Source organism: Sulfitobacter sp. 1A10359 (genome assembly GCF_043558145.1).
Classification (GTDB): domain Bacteria; phylum Pseudomonadota; class Alphaproteobacteria; order Rhodobacterales; family Rhodobacteraceae; genus Sulfitobacter; species Sulfitobacter faviae.
On the sequence record NZ_JBIFGB010000001.1, the window covers coordinates 550,982 to 566,449 of the forward strand.

General features: G+C 64.5%; 15 protein-coding genes. 4 read left to right on the forward strand and 11 right to left on the reverse strand.

Translation table 11 applies throughout. From position 1 onward, the window contains the following. Positions 1 to 35 precede the first annotated feature (35 nt). The gene (locus tag ACGYK2_RS02765) at positions 36 to 2,057 is read left to right on the forward strand and encodes a PhoX family phosphatase (protein WP_271689840.1); all 2,022 of its coding nucleotides are present in this window, start codon (positions 36 to 38) and stop codon (positions 2,055 to 2,057) included. Positions 2,058 to 2,167: 110 nt separating this feature from the next. Here the strand turns inward: ACGYK2_RS02765 and ACGYK2_RS02770 are convergent, their stop codons facing one another. Beyond that, on the reverse strand, positions 2,168 to 3,436 hold the full coding sequence (locus ACGYK2_RS02770) for a zinc ABC transporter substrate-binding protein (protein WP_271689839.1): 1,269 nt from the start codon (positions 3,434 to 3,436) through the stop codon (positions 2,168 to 2,170). Positions 3,437 to 3,519: 83 nt separating this feature from the next. On the opposite strand from ACGYK2_RS02770, the gene ACGYK2_RS02775 reads away from it, so the two are divergent. From ACGYK2_RS02775 to ACGYK2_RS02785, 3 genes are read left to right on the forward strand one after another with little or no spacing between them, the layout of a single operon-like run. After that, the gene (locus ACGYK2_RS02775) at positions 3,520 to 3,999 is read left to right on the forward strand and encodes a Fur family transcriptional regulator (protein ID WP_067267520.1); all 480 of its coding nucleotides are present in this window, start codon (positions 3,520 to 3,522) and stop codon (positions 3,997 to 3,999) included. After that, positions 3,996 to 4,754, forward strand: a complete 759-nt coding sequence (locus ACGYK2_RS02780; RefSeq protein ID WP_271689838.1) for a metal ABC transporter ATP-binding protein — start codon at positions 3,996 to 3,998, stop codon at positions 4,752 to 4,754. The genes ACGYK2_RS02775 and ACGYK2_RS02780 overlap by 4 nt, the downstream gene beginning before the upstream one ends. After that, positions 4,747 to 5,553, forward strand: coding sequence for a metal ABC transporter permease (locus ACGYK2_RS02785; RefSeq protein WP_209218728.1), 807 nt, complete (start codon positions 4,747 to 4,749; stop codon positions 5,551 to 5,553). Before ACGYK2_RS02780 ends, ACGYK2_RS02785 begins: the two co-directional genes overlap by 8 nt. A gap of 18 nt (positions 5,554 to 5,571) precedes the next feature. On the opposite strand, the gene ACGYK2_RS02790 is transcribed toward ACGYK2_RS02785, so the two are convergent. The 10 genes from ACGYK2_RS02790 to ACGYK2_RS02835 all read right to left on the reverse strand — a co-directional run bounded on the left by ACGYK2_RS02790 (position 5,572) and on the right by ACGYK2_RS02835 (position 15,457). Then, a complete protein-coding gene (locus ACGYK2_RS02790; RefSeq protein WP_271689837.1) occupies positions 5,572 to 5,970 on the reverse strand; it encodes a RidA family protein in 399 nt (132 codons plus the stop codon). Positions 5,971 to 5,993: 23 nt separating this feature from the next. Further along, on the reverse strand, positions 5,994 to 6,683 hold the full coding sequence (locus ACGYK2_RS02795; protein WP_271689836.1) for an ABC transporter ATP-binding protein: 690 nt from the start codon (positions 6,681 to 6,683) through the stop codon (positions 5,994 to 5,996). After that, on the reverse strand, positions 6,680 to 7,435 hold the full coding sequence (locus tag ACGYK2_RS02800) for an ABC transporter ATP-binding protein (protein WP_394374210.1): 756 nt from the start codon (positions 7,433 to 7,435) through the stop codon (positions 6,680 to 6,682). Before ACGYK2_RS02800 ends, ACGYK2_RS02795 begins: the two co-directional genes overlap by 4 nt. A gap of 4 nt (positions 7,436 to 7,439) precedes the next feature. Next, positions 7,440 to 8,423: a branched-chain amino acid ABC transporter permease gene (locus ACGYK2_RS02805; RefSeq protein WP_271689835.1), complete on the reverse strand. Its 984-nt coding sequence runs from the start codon at positions 8,421 to 8,423 to the stop codon at positions 7,440 to 7,442. A gap of 3 nt (positions 8,424 to 8,426) precedes the next feature. Continuing rightward, positions 8,427 to 9,344, reverse strand: coding sequence for a branched-chain amino acid ABC transporter permease (locus ACGYK2_RS02810; protein WP_136720382.1), 918 nt, complete (start codon positions 9,342 to 9,344; stop codon positions 8,427 to 8,429). Positions 9,345 to 9,441: 97 nt separating this feature from the next. Continuing rightward, entirely contained in the window at positions 9,442 to 10,587 is a 1,146-nt protein-coding gene (locus tag ACGYK2_RS02815) for an ABC transporter substrate-binding protein (RefSeq protein ID WP_271689834.1), read from the reverse strand. A gap of 87 nt (positions 10,588 to 10,674) precedes the next feature. Then, on the reverse strand, positions 10,675 to 11,862 hold the full coding sequence (gene kynU / locus ACGYK2_RS02820; protein ID WP_271689833.1) for a kynureninase: 1,188 nt from the start codon (positions 11,860 to 11,862) through the stop codon (positions 10,675 to 10,677). Continuing rightward, complete coding sequence (locus tag ACGYK2_RS02825; RefSeq protein ID WP_271689832.1) at positions 11,863 to 12,690, reverse strand: tryptophan 2,3-dioxygenase; 828 nt, start codon at positions 12,688 to 12,690, stop codon at positions 11,863 to 11,865. Further along, positions 12,687 to 14,309: an AMP-binding protein gene (locus ACGYK2_RS02830; protein WP_271689831.1), complete on the reverse strand. Its 1,623-nt coding sequence runs from the start codon at positions 14,307 to 14,309 to the stop codon at positions 12,687 to 12,689. Before ACGYK2_RS02830 ends, ACGYK2_RS02825 begins: the two co-directional genes overlap by 4 nt. Continuing rightward, positions 14,306 to 15,457, reverse strand: coding sequence for an acyl-CoA dehydrogenase family protein (locus ACGYK2_RS02835; RefSeq protein ID WP_271689829.1), 1,152 nt, complete (start codon positions 15,455 to 15,457; stop codon positions 14,306 to 14,308). The genes ACGYK2_RS02830 and ACGYK2_RS02835 overlap by 4 nt, the downstream gene beginning before the upstream one ends. Between the last annotated feature and the right edge of the window lie 11 nt (positions 15,458 to 15,468).

The following is a 15,468-nucleotide window of genomic DNA, read 5'->3' on the forward strand; positions in this document are numbered from 1 at the left end:
AGATGGAGGCCAGCCAAGTCACCTAAGGAAGCATGATGACCCGCCGCGAGATTCTCAACGACCCCGCCATCGGCAACAAGGCCGAAGCCTTTGAGGCATTCGACGACATCCCCACCAATGCGAACCTGTCGCGCACCATCGGCGATGTGATCAACGCCCGCTATGGCCGCCGCGACATCCTGCGCGGGATGCTTGGGGTTTCGGCCACCACCGCCCTTTTCGGCAGTGCCGCCGCCATCGCCCCGTCCAAGGCCCGCGCCGCCGAAAGCCGCTATGTCTTTGACGAGCTGGCATGGGGCAATGACGAAACCCACCACGTTGCCCCCGGCTATGACGCGCAGATCCTGCTGCGGTGGGGCGACCCGATCACCGCCGATGCGCCGGAATTCGACGTGATGAACCAGACTGCCGCCGCGCAGTCGAAACAGTTCGGCTATAACAACGACTACGTGGGCTTCGTGCCCCTGAACGACGACGGCAGCCGCGGGCTGCTCTGCGTGAACCACGAATACACCAACGAAGAGGTCATGTTCCCCGGTCTTGGCCGTCAGGACAAGGTGAACTTCAAAGGCATGACGCCTGAGTTGATCGACATCGAAATGGCAGCCCACGGCGGCTCGGTCGTCGAGATCGCCCGCGACGCGGCGGGCAAATGGCAGGTCGTGCGCGACGGCAAGATGAACCGCCGCATCACCCCGCTCGACACCGCGATGACGCTGAGCGGCCCCGCCGCCGGTCACGCGCGGCTGCAAACCAACGACGACCCCAGCGGCACCAAGGTCATCGGCACGCTCAACAACTGCGCGGGCGGGCTGACCCCTTGGGGCACATGGCTGATGGCCGAAGAAAACTTCCACGGCTATTTCTGGACCGACAAACTGGATGCCGATGGCAAGCCCGACATCACCGGTGCGGCGGAAGAGAAATCTTGGGACCGTTACGGCGTGCCGGGCATGTGGTACGCTTGGGGGCAGAAACACGACCGTTTCAACGTGGACGCCGAGCCGAACATGCCCAATAAGTTCGGCTGGGTGGTCGAGGTTGACCCGATGGACCCGACCTCAACCCCCGTCAAACGCACCGCTCTGGGCCGTTTCCGCCATGAGGGCGCCGAGACCACGGTCAGCAAAGATGGCAAGCTCGTGGTCTATATGGGCGACGACAACCGCTTTGATTATCAATACAAATACGTCTCTGCCGGGACCGTCTCCGATGATCCGGCGGCCAATGGCGATCTGCTGGACGATGGCACGCTCTATGTCGCGCGGTTCGAAGAGGACGGCACGATCAACTGGCTGCCGCTGGTGCATGGCACCGGGCCGCTGACCGCCGAGAACGGCTTTAACGACCAAGGCGACGTGATGATCGACACCCGCCTTGCCGCCGACCTGCTGGGCGCCACCCCGATGGACCGCCCCGAAGACGCGCAGCCGCGCGGCGATGGCACGGCCTATATCCTGCTGACCAACAACACCAAGCGCAAGCAGGGCGACACCAACGCCGCCAACCCGCGCCCGGAAAGCAGCTTTGGCCATATCATCGAGATCAAGGAAGCGAATGCCGACCACGCCGCCACCAGCGGCACTTGGTCGATCCTTGTGCAATGTGGTGACCCAAAGGTGGCCGAAGTCGGTGCCCAGTGGAACCCTGAGACATCGGAGAACGGCTGGTTCGGCAGCCCCGACAATGCCGCGATGGATGCCGACGGGCGCCTCTGGATCAGCACCGATCAGGGCAGCAGCTGGGGCAAGACCGGCAAGTCCGACGGGCTTTATGCGCTGGAAACCGAAGGCGAAGCGCGCGGCACCTCGAAACTCTTCTTCCGCTGCCCTATCGGCGGTGAGATGTGCGGCCCCTACTTCACCGACGATGGCGAGACCCTCTTCGTCGCGGTGCAGCACCCAGGCACGGACGGGACAAAGGACATTCCCGGTTTCGAGCGGGAAAGCACCTTCGAAGACCCGGCCACCCGTTGGCCCGACTTCGACCCTAAGATGCCCCCGCGCCCTGCGGTGGTCGTCATTACCAAGCAAGGCGGCGGCAAGATCGCCGTCTGATCAGAATTCTATAAAAGTCATTTCAGCATGTAAGATGTGGTGCAGCTTCCCCGGCTGCACCACTTTTCATTGGGCTGTTTCTATTAGCCGCTTCCTTGCCAGCGCCTAAATCAATCCGACAGGCAGTCAGACATGCTCTGCGCCATGCCGCGCAGCAGATCGGGGTAGAAAGAAACACCCAGTTCCAGATCCGCGCCGATCGGGTCGAGCGTGCCGGTCCCGGTCTCCTGCCCCTCAGTCACGGCGGCAATCAGGCCGGGGTTGAACTGCGGCTCGGCAAAGACGCATTTCGCGCCGCTCTCGGCCACCAAGTCGCGCAGTTCTGCCACACGTGCAGCCCCCGGGGCGCGGGCGTCATTCTCGCTGATGGCACCACGGGCTTCGATGTCGAAACGCGCTTCGAAATAGTGGTAGGCGTCATGGAAGACGATGAAGGGGCGGTCTTTGACCGGGGCGAGGGTCTCGGCGATGTCTTCCTCCAAGACCGCAAGCTCGGCCTGAGCGGCCTCGGCGTTCTCACGGTATTGCGCGGCGTTCTCAGGATCCAGTTCCGCCAGCGCCTCGGCGATCTGGCCCAGCCAAAGCTGCCCGTTGCGCGGGTCGAGCCAGACGTGGGGATCGTCGCCGTCATGGGCGTGATCGTGACCTTCATGGCCGTGGTCCTCGTGGCCGTGATCGTCATGATCGTGGTCGTCGTGACCGTGGTCGTCATGGCCGTGGTCGTCGTGATCCTTCTCACCATGGCCATGATCGTCATGATCCCCGTGGTCGTGCCCCTCGTGGTCATGCGCCTCGTGATCGTGATCGTGGTCGCCGTGGTCATGCTCTTCGTCATGCTCGTCGTGACCATGCTCTTCGTGGTCATGCCCCTCGTGACCGTGGTCATCATGCCCATGCGCGCCGTGGTCATGCCCCTCGTGACCGTGGTCATCATGCCCATGCGCGTCGTGGTCATGCCCTTCCTCGGCGTGATCATGGCCCTCGTGACCCTCATGCCCCTCGTCACCGTGGCTATGCGGCTCAAAGGTCGCCCCTTCGCGGAAGGCCAGAACCCGCGTGCCGGGCTGCTCCATCAAGGCCAGATGGCTGGCGCTGCTGGCCAGCGATTGCAGCGGATCGGCCAGCCATGGGGTCAGCGACGGGCCGACCCAGACGACCAGATCGGCCCCGCTCAGCGCGCGTGCCTCGGAGGGGCGCATGGCATAGCCATGGGGCGAGCTGCGCGGCGGCACGATGAGGTCGGGCGTGCCGACCCCTTCCATCACCTGCGACACCAGCCCATGCACCGGGGCGATATCTGTCGCAACGGCGGGGACATCCGCCCAAAGCGGCGACGCGGCAGCGGCGAGAACGGCGGCGGGGAGCGTGAAACGATACATGGCAGACCTTCAAAATGTTATAGTATCACCTTGCTATCACCGCTGTTATAACATATCAATACCGAAACGAATTGAGGTTCCCCATGCGCCCCATAGGATTCAGTGATCATGACCACGCCGCCTGCGTGCGGAGCACCATGCAGGTGGCCGAAGCGCAATGCGCCGAACGCGGGCTGCGGCTGACCCCGGTGCGCCGCCGCGCGCTGGAGATCCTGCTGTCGGAACACCGCGCCTTGGGCGCCTATGACCTGCTCGCCCGCCTGTCAGCCGAGGGGCTGGGCGCGCAGCCCCCCGTGGCCTATCGCGCCTTGGATTTTCTGGTGAAAGCCGGGCTCGCCCATAAAATCGAAGCGCTCAACGCCTATGTTGGCTGCGTGCACCCGGGCGAGGATCACGCGCCCGCCTTTCTGATCTGTCGCAGCTGCCGCTCGGTGGCGGAGGCCGATACAACCCCGAACAAAAGCCGCCTTGGCGATGCCGCCCGCGCTGCCGGGTTCCGCATCGAGCGCAGCGTGGTCGAGGCCGAGGGCCTCTGCCCCGCCTGTCAGGAGCCCGGTGCATGAGCCTGATCAATACGCGCGGCCTGACCCTGCGCCACGACGGTCAGATCGCCCTGCGCGACGTGAACTTCAATATCGACGCTGGTGAGATCGTCACCATCGTCGGCCCCAACGGGTCGGGCAAATCCAGCCTGCTGCGCGCGCTGATCGGCGCGCTGAAACCGGCTGCGGGCAAGATCACCCGCAAACCGGGGCTGCGCATCGGCTATGTGCCGCAAAAATTGCAGATCGACGCGACCCTGCCGCTCACCGTGCGCCGTTTCATCAACCTGCCCCGCCGCCAAAAGCCCGAAGCGATCCGCGGCGCGCTGGCCACCGCTGGCGTGCCGGAACTGGCAGAGCGGCAGATGGTCGACCTCTCGGGCGGGCAATTCCAACGCGTGCTGCTGGCTCGCGCCCTGCTGGAAAGGCCCGATCTGCTGATCCTCGACGAGGCGACGCAGGGGCTGGACCAACCCGGCTCCGCCGCGTTTTACCGCCAGATCGAAGCCGTGCGCCAAGACCTCGGCTGCGCCGTGCTGATGGTCAGCCATGATCTGCACGTCGTCATGGCGGCGAGCGACCGTGTGCTCTGCCTCAACGGCCATGTCTGCTGCGAAGGCACGCCCGAGACCGTATCCGAAGCGCCCGAATACCGCGCCCTCTTTGGCAGCGGCACCCAAGGGGCGCTCGCGCTCTACCGGCACGATCACGACCATCACCACCACCATCACGGCGCCGCCTGTGACGGCCACCACCAAGAGACTGAGAATGCTTGACGATTTCATTCTGCGCGCCGCCCTCGCCGGATTGGGCGTGGCGCTGGCCGCCGCTCCTTTGGGCTGTTTCGTGATCTGGCGGCGCATGGCCTATTTCGGCGATGCCACCAGCCATGCTGCCCTCTTGGGCGTGGCACTGGCGCTGGCGACCGATCTGCCGATCACCGCGGGCGTGCTTTTGGTGGCCCTCGTCATGGCGCTGGTGATCAGCACGCTGTCGGGCCGCAATGTCAGCGCCGACGCGCTTTTGGGCGTGATGGCCCATTCCGCGCTGGCGCTTGGCCTCGTGGCCGTATCCCTGCTGCCGGGGCAGCGGGTCGATCTGTCTTCTTACCTTTTTGGTGAGATACTTGCCGTCACGCGCTTTGACCTTGGCGTGATCTGGGGCGGAGCCGTCGCGGTGGCGCTGTTGCTGGCGTGGCGCTGGTCGGCGCTGTTGGCGGCGACGCTGAACCCCGATCTGGCACAGGCCGCAGGCGGCAATCCGCGGCGCGAGCAGTTGATCCTGACGCTGGCGCTGGCGATTATGGTGGCGGTGGCGATCAAAGTGGTCGGCGCGTTGCTGATCGCGGCGATGCTGATCATCCCGGCCGCCACCGCCCGCCCCTTTGCCCGCACGCCGGAAACCATGGCTTTTTGGGCCATGGGTCTGGGCGCGGTGGCGGCCCTCGGGGGGCTGCTGGCCTCGCTGGAGTTCGACACGCCCACGGGGCCCAGCATCGTCAGCATCGCGGCGGGTCTCTTTGCGCTTTCCTCCGCCTTTTCGGCGGCCCTTCCGGCGCTGCGCCGCCGGGGGTGACCCCGACGGCGGCTTGGCTTAGCGCGCGATCACCGCGTCGGCTTCGATCTCAAGCTTGGCTTCATCCTCGACCAGACCGGCGACGACAACCATCGCCATGGCTGGGAAATGCTTGCCCATGACCTCGCGATAGGCCCGGCCCACGTCCTTTTGCGCGGCGAGATATTCTTTCTTATCCGTGACATACCACGTCAGCCGGGTGATATCCTCAGGCGTGCCGCCTGCGGCTTCGACCACCTCGCGGATGTTTTGCAGCGCCTGTTTCATCTGGCCGATGAAATCGTGGCATTCGAACTTCTGCTCGGCGGTCCAGCCGATCTGACCGCCGACGAACAGATGGCCATCCGCGCTCAGCACGCCGTTTGCATAGCCTTTCGCGGGGGCCCAGCCTTCGGGCTGAATGATTTGATGCGACATGTCGTGTTCCTTTTTGTTAACAGTCACACGCCGAGGAATTGGTCGGCGATTTGAGTATCGAGCGCGGGCATCGGACCGACCCAGACCGAGCGGCCCCGTTCGAGGATGACGGCGTGATCGGCCACGCGCCGCAGCTCGGCGAGGGATTTGTCCACCACCAGAAGCGCCAGACCGCTGTCGCGCTTCAGCTCGGCCACGGCGGCCCAGATCTCTTGGCGCACCACCGGGGCCAGCCCCTCGGTCGCCTCATCCAACAGCAGGAGTTGCGGGTTGGTCATCAGCGCGCGGCCAATCGCCAGCATCTGCTGCTCCCCGCCCGAGAGCGAGCCTGCCGCCTGATCGCGCCGCTCCCCCAGACGGGGGAAGAGTTCGACCACCCGCGCCTCATCCCACGGGCCGGGACGTGCAGCGGCGATGAGGTTTTCATGCACCGTCAGCGGCGCGAAACAGCGCCGTCCCTCGGGCACCAGCCCCACGCCAGCCTGTGCGGCGCGAAATGACGGAAGCCCCGCGATGTCACGCCCATCGAAGTGCAGGGTGCCGCCGTCATGTTTCAGCATCCGGCAGATCACCTTGATGGTCGAGGATTTGCCCATCCCGTTGCGCCCCATCAGCGCGCAGACCTCGCCCGCCTCCAGCGCCAGATCGACGCCGAAAAGCGCCTGCGTCGGCCCGTAGGAGGCGGTGATGTCTTTCAGTTCCAGCAAGCTCATGCCGCGTCCTCCTCGCCCAGATAGGCCACGCGGACCTGTGGATCGGCCTTGATCTCGGCCGCCGTGCTGCTGGCGATGATGCGCCCGTAAACCAGCACCGAGATGCGGTCGGCGAGTGCAAAGACCGCGTCCATGTCATGCTCCACCAGCAGGATCGGCGCCTCGGCCCTGAGGCCGTCGAGAAAGCCGGTCATCTCGCGCGACCCACTTGCGCCAAGCCCGGCCATTGGCTCGTCCATCAGGAAGACCTTGGGCCGCAGCGTCAGCGCCACCGCAACCTCAAGCTGGCGGCGTTGGCCGTGCGACAGGTCCGAGGTGCGCTTGGCCGCGTGATCGGCCAGCCCCACCAGTTCCAGCGCGCGCATCGCCTCGGCCCGCAACGCCGCCTGCCGCATCACCGGCGCGAAGAAGCGCATGACCCGGCCCGACTGGCCAAGCGCGCCCAGCACCGCGTTTTGCAGCACCGTGTATTCCATCGCCAACGAGGAGATCTGAAAGGTCCGTCCTAGCCCCGCCCGCGCACGCTGCACGGTGCTGAGCGGCGTCACGTCCTGCCCCGCGAAATGCACCGATCCGCTGTCCGAGCGCAGCCCGCCCGCGATCTGCTTGATCAGCGTCGATTTGCCCGCCCCGTTGGGGCCGATGAGCGCGTGGATCTCGCCCGGACGCAGGGTGATGGAGACATCATCCGTGGCCTTCAAGGCGCCAAAGCTCTTGTGCAGGTTGCGCACGTCCAAAAGCACATCAGTCATCTGCTCAGTCATGGGCCACCTCCCGTCCGGCGATGAGGCCGATCATGCCGCCCCGGGCAAAGAGCACCACCATCAGCAAGAGAAAGCCGAGGTAGATGTGCCAGAACTCCGACAGCCCGCCCAGGACATGCTCCAACAAGATGAAAAGCGCCGCCCCGGCCACCGGGCCAAACAGCCGGCCCACCCCGCCGAGGATCACGAAGATCATGATCTCGCCGGAGGTCTGCCAAGAGAACATCGTCGGGCTGACGAAACGGTTGAGATCGGCAAAAAGCGCCCCCGCAAGGCCCGTGACCGCGCCCGAGATGACAAAGGCCACCAGCCGCAGACGGAAGGGCGCGAGGCCGACGCTCTCGACCCGCTCGGCGTTTTGCCGCGCCGCCGAAAGCGCCAGCCCAAAGGGCGCGCGTGCCAGACGGCCCGCGAAGAGCAGCACCAGCGCCAGCACGGCAAAGGCGATGGCGAAAAAGGTCAGCGGGTTGAGCGTGTTCAGCCCCGGAAAGCCGTTGCGCACATAGATCGACAGCCCGTCCTCGCCGCCATAGGCCGGCCAGGAGATCGAGAAGTAGAAAAGCATCTGCCCGAAGGCGAGCGTGACCATGATGAAATAGACGCCCGAGGTGCGCAAAGACAGCGCCCCGATCAGCAGCGCCGCCAGCGCGGAGACCACGATCGCCACCAGCCAGATGATGGGCATCGACTTCGTGCCCTCGATCAGGAAAGGGCTCTCCATGATCGGCGTGTAGCTCTGCGCATGGGCGGCAAGGATGCCCATGGCATAGCCACCAAGCCCAAAGAATGCCGCGTGGCCGAAGCTGACCAGCCCGCCCAACCCGAGCGCGATGTTCAGCCCCACACCGGCCAGCGCGAGGATCGCGGCCTTGGTGGCCAGCGTGATGATGAAAGGCTCGTCCAGCGCGAAGGCCGCCAGCGCCGTGACCGGCAGGAGCAGGAAGAGAAAGACGTTTACAAGTGTTTCGCGCATCATGGCTCAGGCCTCCCCAAACAGGCCGGTGGGTTTGAACAGAAGAACCCCCGCCATGAGAATGTAGATCGACATGGAAGCGAGCGAGGAGCCGACAGAGGTGGCCGCCGACGCCTCCATGAAATTGGCAAAGAAGAGCGGCAGCAGGACCGAGCCCAGCGTATCCGTCAGCCCCACCAGCAGCGCGCCGATCAGTGCGCCCTTGATCGAGCCGATGCCACCAATGACGATCACCACGAAGGCAAGGATCAGCACCGGCTCACCCATGCCCACCTGCACCGACTGGATCGCGCCCACCAGCGCCCCGGCGAGACCCGCAAGGGCGGCCCCGAGCGCGAAGACCAGCGTGTAGAGCTTGGCGATGTCGACGCCGAGCGCCGCGATCATCTCGCGGTCGGCCTCGCCCGCGCGGATCTGGATGCCGATGCGCGTGCGGGCAATCAGCAAAAAGAGCCCGGCGGCGATGGCAAGGCCCACGCCGATGATGACGAGGCGGTAAAGCGGATACTGGATGCCGCCCGGCAGCGTCACCGGCCCCGCCAGCGCGGCGGGAATATCGAGAAACAGCGGGAAGGAGCCAAAGAAGAACCGCGTGCCCTCGGAGAAGATAAGGATCATCGCGAAGGTCGCCAGAACCTGATCGAGGTGGTCGCGGTCATAAAGGCGACGGATCACCGTCATCTCGATCAGGCAGCCCGCCAATGCGGCAGCGGCAAGCGCGGCCACCAGCGCCAAAAGGAAGGACCCGGTGGCCGCCGCCACCGCCGCGGCGGCAAAGGCGCCGACCATGTAGAGCGAGCCATGGGCGAGGTTAATGAGCCCCATGACCCCGAAGATGAGCGTGAGCCCGGCGGCCATGAGAAACAACATGACCCCGGATTGGACCCCGTTCAGCACCTGTTCGACGAGCAGGATGAATGACATTTGGCAAAGCCTCCCGGCGCGCCGGACGAAGCCCGGCGTGAATGCGTTGAATTGTCGGCCCCGGCAGGCCTGAAGTCAGCGCCGGGGCCGCGGGGGATTACATCTTGCAGTCAGCCGCGTAGGCGTCAGCGTGATCGGTCAGCGAGGGGCCGATGAGCTTGTTGGTATAGACATCGCCCTCCTTGACCACTTCGCGCACGTAGTAGTCTTGGATCGGGTGGTTGTTGTTACCAAACGAGAATTTGCCCCGCACGCTGTCGAAATCAGCCTCTTTCAGCGCCGCGCCAAAGGCCTCGGCATCCGACACATCGGCCTTTTCCATCGCGCTCAGCAGCAGGTTCGCGGTGTCATAGCCCTGGCTTGCGTAGAGCGAGGGCAGACGGTCGTATTCCTCCTGAAAGGCTTCGACAAAGGTCTTGTTGGCCGCGTTGTCGAGATCCTTGTTCCACTGGCTGGTGTTCTTGATCCCAACAGCGGCTTCGCCCACGGCCTGAAGGATGCCCTGATCAAAGCTGAAGGCTGGCCCCACCACGGGCAGTTCCACGCCCGAATTGGCGTATTGCTTGAGGAAGGAAATCCCCATGCCGCCGGGCAGGAAGAAGAACACGCTGTCGGCGCCGCTCGCGCGGATCTGCGCGATCTCGGCGGCGTAGTCGGTCTGGCCCAGATCGGTATAGACCTCGCCCGCGACCTCGCCCTCGTAGGTGCGCTTGTAGCCGGTCAGCGCGTCCTTGCCCGCGGGGTAGTTCGGCGCGAGGATGAAGCTGTTTTTGTGACCCGCGTCGTTCGCATAGGCGCCCGCAGCCTCGTGCAGGTTGTCGTTCTGCCATGCCACGTTGAAGTAAAGCGGGTTGCAGCCCTTGCCTGCCAGCGCCGAGGGACCGGCGTTGGGCGAGAGGTAGAATTTGCCCTGCGCCGTCGCCGCTGGCACCACAGCCATGGCGAGGTTGGACCAGATGATGCCGGTCATGACATCGACCTTCTCGGACTGGATCATCTTGTCGGCCAGTTGCACCGCGATCTCGGGCTTGCGCTGGTCGTCTTCGACCACGACCTCAAGGTTCTCGTTCCCGGCCATCTTGGTGGCCAGCAGGAACCCGTCGCGCACGTCAATGCCAAGGCCCGCGCCGCCGCCGGAAAGCGTGGTGATCATGCCGACCTTCACCTTGCCCTCTTCGGCCCATGCGCCGCCTGCCGCCAATGCCGCGACCGAGGCCGCCATCACCAGTGATTTCATCTTCATTTCAGTCTCCCTTGGTTGGTTTGGGCCTCTTTGCCGGGCCCGTTTTGTTGGATCGTTTTGCCAGCTTAACGCCTGCGCCTGATACTGTCAGGTCACCCGCGCGCGGGTCTTGTATTTTTCGTTGTCCCAGAGGCGGTTCTCCATCACGTCACGGATGATCGCGACGGCCTTGGAGACATCCTCGGCGTCCAGATAAAGTGGCGTGAAGCCAAAGCGCATGATGTCGGGCGCGCGGAAGTCGCCAATCACGCCGCGGTCGATCACCGCCTGCATCGCGGCATAGCCTTCCTCGAACCGGAAGGAGACCTGACTGCCCCGTTCGGCGCTATTGCGCGGGCTCGCCAGCGTCAGCTGCGGCACGTCGCGCTCGATCTCCTCGATGAACTGCTCCTGCAACGCCACCGAGGCCTCGCGCAGTGCCTGCATGTCGACATCGGCCCAAAGCTCCATCGCCACTTCCAGCGCCGTGAGTTGAATGACCGGCGGCGTGCCGACGCGCATCCGCTCGATCCCCTGCCCGGGCTGGTAGTTTTGCTCAAAGGCAAAGGGCTGGCGATGCCCAAGCCAGCCCGCCAGCGCCGGTTGCACCTCGTCGGCCAGATCGGGGCGGACGTAGATGAAGCCCGGCGCACCCGGCCCGCCGTTGAGGTACTTGTAGGTGCAGCCCACGGCGAATTCGCAGTTGGAGCCTGCAAGGTCCACCGGCAGCGCGCCCGCGGAATGCGCCAGATCCCAAATCATCACTGCGCCATTGGCATGGGCCAGTTCGGTGATCGCCTTCATGTCGTGTTTGCGCCCGGTGCGGTAATCGACCTCCGTGAGCATCACGGCGGCGATATCCTCGCCGATGGCCTCCGTCACCTCCTCGGGCGCCACGGTGCGCAGCTCATAGCCCTGCTCCAACAGCCCCACCAGCCCCTCGGCCATATAGAGGTCCGACGGGAAGTTGCCGTTGTCCGACAGGATCACCTTGCGCCCGGGCCGCAGCTTCAGCGCCGAGGCCAGCGCCTGAAACACCTTGATCGAGAGCGTGTCGCCCATGACGACCGAGCCCTCGGGCGCGCCGACGATCCCCGCCACCATATTGCCGACGCGGGCGGGTTGCTCCATCCAAGCGGCCTTGTTCCAGCCGCGGATCAGCATCTCGCCCCATTCGTCCGTGATCATTTCCTGCACCCGCGCCGCGGCGGCCTTCGGCAGCGGCCCCAGCGAGTTGCCGTCGAGGTAGATGACGCCCTTGGGCAGGACAAACTGATCTTTTTTCAAAACAGACACTTACAGCGCTCCTCTCACATGCCAAAGCTCGGGGAAGAGCTCCACCTCGAGCATTTTGCGCAGGTAGGTCACACCCGAGGTGCCGCCCGTGCCGCGTTTGAATCCAATGATGCGTTCCACGGTGGTGACGTGGTTGAACCGCCAGCGGCGGAAGTAATCCTCAAGATCGACAAGTTTCTCGGCCAATTCGTAGAGTTCCCAATGGGTTGACGGGTCTTCATAAACCTTATGCCAGAGGTCTTGCACCTCTCGCTTAGCCTCCCATGCACGCGGCTCGGGCTGGCCCGCGAGCGAGAGCACCCCCATCCGGTCACAAAGCAGATCGACCGCCACCTGATAAAGGCTCGGCTGCTGCATCTCCGCTACAAGCGCCGCGTGCGGCTCGGGCGTGTGTTCGTGCAGCTTGGTCAGCGCCGCGATGCGGTTGCCCAGAAGATATTCGATCAGGCGATACTGGTAGGACTGGAAGCCCGACGACGCGCCGAGGTAGGGTCGGAACTGCGTGTATTCGCTTGGCGTCATGGTGCGCAGCACATCCCAGGCGGAGTTAAGCTGTTCAAAGATCCGTGCCACGCGGGTCAACATCTTGAAACTCGGACGTAAATCTCCCGCCTGCAGCGCCTTCCGACAGGCCGTCAGCTCGTGGATTGCAAGTTTCATCCAAAGCTCCGACGTCTGGTGCTGGATGATGAACAGCAGCCCGTCATGCGCCATGTCGAGCGGGTTCTCGGTGGTCAGGATCTGGTCCAGCCCGAGGTAGTCGCCATAGCACTTGTCCTTGGCGAAATCCATCTTGGCGCCTTTGGAGGCTTCGTCGAAAGTGCTCATTTGTCCTCTCTCAACGCGAAGCGCTGGATCTTGCCGGTTGCGGTCTTGGGCAGTTCCTTGATGAAACGAATATCGCGCGGGTATTTGTAAGGCGCGATCGTCGCTTTAACATGGTCCTGCAAGGTTTTGACAGTATTGGTATCTTCTGGCGTACCCTCGACCAGAACCACATGCGCCTGCACGATGGAGCCGCGCGCCTCGTCGGGGGCGGCGACCACGCCGCATTCGCTGACCCAAGGATGGCTCAGAAGTGCGGCTTCGACCTCCGGCCCCGCAATATTGTAGCCCGAGCTGATGATCATGTCGTCGTTGCGGGCGGCGAAATGCAAATAGCCGTCTTCGTCCATAATGAAACTGTCGCCGGTGATGTTCCAGCCGTCCTTCACGTAATCGGCCTGCCTTTTGTCGCCCAGATAGCGGCAGCCGATGGGCCCGCGCACCGCCAGACGGCCCACCTCGCCGCGGGGCACCTCGTTGCCCTCCGCGTCGATCACCCGCGCCTCGTAGCCCGTCACCGGCTTGCCCGTGCAGGCGGCGCGGTGGTCGTCGAAACGGTTGGAGATGAAAATATGCAGCATCTCCGTCGCCCCGATCCCGTCGAGCATGGGCTTGCCGGTCTTCTCCTGCCACTCGTGGTAGACTGGCGCGGGCAGCGTTTCCCCCGCGGATACGGCGGCGCGCAGGCTGCTAAGGTCCGCGCCCTCCTCCATCGCCTGCATCATGGCGCGGTAGGCGGTGGGCGCGGTGAAACAGACGGTGGCTTTGTACTTCTCGATGATCTCGATCATGTTGGGCGGGCTGGCGGTTTCCAAAAGCGTCGCCGCGGCACCGAAACGCAGGGGGAAGACGGCAAGACCGCCGAGCCCGAAGGTGAAGGCCAGAGGCGGCGAGCCCACGAAGACATCCTCGGGGGTGACGCTGAGCACCTCGCGCGCATAGCCATCCGCGATAATCAGAAGATCACGATGAAAATGCATGGTTGCCTTGGGGTTACCGGTGGTTCCTGATGTGAACCCGAGCAGCGCCACATCGTCCTGCGCGGTGTCCACCGCCTCGAACTGCACCGGCTTTTCCAGCGCCAAACGGTCCAACTCGGCATCGTGGTTGCTGGTGCCGTCGAAGCCCGCGACGGTCTTGAGGAATTTCGAGGTCTTGGCGCAGGCCGTCATCTCATCCATCAGCCGCGTGTCGCAGAGCGCGTGGGTGATTTCGGCCTTATCGACGATGGCCGAAAGTTCACCCGCGCGCAGCATCGGCATGGTGTTGACCACCACCGCGCCTGCCTTGGTCGCCGCCAGCCAGCAGGCCACCATCGCCGGGTTGTTGGCCGAGCGGATCAGCACCCGGTTGCCGGGCTTCACGCCCAGATCCTCGACCAGCGCCGCGGCCAGACGGTTGGTCCAGTCTGCTAACTCCTTGTAGGTCCGCCGGCGACCGTTGCCGATCAGCGCAGTGTGATCTCCGAAACCCTTTTCCACTATCTTATCAGTAAGTTCTACACCGACATTCAAGCGCTCTGGATAGTCGAAGCCTTCGAGCAGAAGGTCCGGCCATTGGTCGAAGGGCGGCAGGTTGTCGCGGGCGAATGTATCTTCGTGTCCGGTCGGGTGCAGCTTCATGACATGGCTCCCAATGTTTGGCGGGCGATGACCACACGTTGCACGTCCGACGCGCCCTCGTAAATGCGCAAGGCCCTGATTTCACGGTAAAGTCGCTCGACTGCCTCCCCATTGCGCACACCATCGCCGCCGTGCAATTGCACCGCCTTGTCGATGACCTTCTGCGCCTGGTCGGTGGCAAAGAGCTTGGCCATCGCGGCCTCGCGGGTGACGCGCGGTGCGCCGCTGTCCTTGGTCCATGCGGCGCGGTAGACAAGCAGCGCCGCTGCATCGACGTCGAGCGCCATGTCCGCGATATGGCCCTGCACCATCTGCAACTCGCTCAAGGGCGCGCCCTGCACCTGACGGCTGGTCACGCGGGTGAGCGCCTCGTCCAGCGCGCGGCGGGCAAAGCCGAGGGCCGCAGCGGCCACGGTGGAGCGAAAGACGTCGAGGACCGACATGGCGATGGCAAAGCCGCGGCCCGCCTCGCCCAGAAGCGCCGAGCCGGGCAGTTTCACCCCGTCGAAATGCAGCGTGGCCAGCGGATGCGGGGCCATGACCTCGAGCCGTTCCTCGACCTTCAGCCCCGGCGTGTCGGCGGGCACGATGAAGGCCGAAAGCCCCTTGGCGCCCGGCGCCTCCCGGGTGCGGGCAAAAACGGTGTAGACATCCGCGATGCCGCCATTGGAGATCCATGTCTTGCGCCCGTTGAGCACATAGCCATTGCCGTCGGGCTTCGCGGTCATGGTGGAATTGGCCACGTCCGAGCCGGACTGCGGCTCGGTCAGGGCAAAGGCCGAGATCGCCTGCCCCGAGCGGGTCTTGGGCAGCCATTCGGCCTTCTGCTCATCTGTCCCGAAGAGCGAGATTGCCCCGGTGCCAAGTCCCTGCATCGCAAAGGAGAAATCCGCCAGCCCGTCGTGGCGCGCCAGTGTTTCGCGGATCAGGCAGAGCGTGCGCACGTCGAGCACCTCGTCGCCTTCCGCACCGCTGCGGCGCAGCCAGCCGTCCTGGCCCATCATCGTCACCAGATCACGGCAGGCGCCATCGGTGTCGCCGTGATCCACGTTCTTCAGCTCGCGCTTGGCCCAGTCGTCGAGCTTCAGCGCCAGTTCCTTGTGGCGCGGCTCGAAAAAGGGCCAGTCGAGAAAACTTTTGTCAGCCATGGTTACGCCTC

Excerpts from the sequence above, each read along its gene's own strand:
- ACGYK2_RS02775 (WP_067267520.1), top strand. The coding sequence starts at position 3,520 with ATGCGCCCCATAGGATTCAGTGATCATGACCACGCCGCCTGCGTGCGG.
- ACGYK2_RS02785 (WP_209218728.1), top strand. The coding sequence starts at position 4,747 with ATGCTTGACGATTTCATTCTGCGCGCCGCCCTCGCCGGATTGGGCGTG.
- ACGYK2_RS02830 (WP_271689831.1), bottom strand. The coding sequence starts at position 14,309 with ATGAAGCTGCACCCGACCGGACACGAAGATACATTCGCCCGCGACAAC.
- ACGYK2_RS02800 (WP_394374210.1), bottom strand. The coding sequence starts at position 7,435 with ATGACTGATGTGCTTTTGGACGTGCGCAACCTGCACAAGAGCTTTGGC.
- ACGYK2_RS02805 (WP_271689835.1), bottom strand. The coding sequence starts at position 8,423 with ATGATGCGCGAAACACTTGTAAACGTCTTTCTCTTCCTGCTCCTGCCG.
- ACGYK2_RS02765 (WP_271689840.1), top strand. The coding sequence starts at position 36 with ATGACCCGCCGCGAGATTCTCAACGACCCCGCCATCGGCAACAAGGCC.
- ACGYK2_RS02790 (WP_271689837.1), bottom strand. The coding sequence starts at position 5,970 with ATGTCGCATCAAATCATTCAGCCCGAAGGCTGGGCCCCCGCGAAAGGC.
- ACGYK2_RS02780 (WP_271689838.1), top strand. The coding sequence starts at position 3,996 with ATGAGCCTGATCAATACGCGCGGCCTGACCCTGCGCCACGACGGTCAG.
- ACGYK2_RS02795 (WP_271689836.1), bottom strand. The coding sequence starts at position 6,683 with ATGAGCTTGCTGGAACTGAAAGACATCACCGCCTCCTACGGGCCGACG.
- ACGYK2_RS02770 (WP_271689839.1), bottom strand. The coding sequence starts at position 3,436 with ATGTATCGTTTCACGCTCCCCGCCGCCGTTCTCGCCGCTGCCGCGTCG.
- ACGYK2_RS02815 (WP_271689834.1), bottom strand. The coding sequence starts at position 10,587 with ATGAAGATGAAATCACTGGTGATGGCGGCCTCGGTCGCGGCATTGGCG.
- ACGYK2_RS02825 (WP_271689832.1), bottom strand. The coding sequence starts at position 12,690 with ATGAGCACTTTCGACGAAGCCTCCAAAGGCGCCAAGATGGATTTCGCC.
- ACGYK2_RS02810 (WP_136720382.1), bottom strand. The coding sequence starts at position 9,344 with ATGTCATTCATCCTGCTCGTCGAACAGGTGCTGAACGGGGTCCAATCC.
- ACGYK2_RS02835 (WP_271689829.1), bottom strand. The coding sequence starts at position 15,457 with ATGGCTGACAAAAGTTTTCTCGACTGGCCCTTTTTCGAGCCGCGCCAC.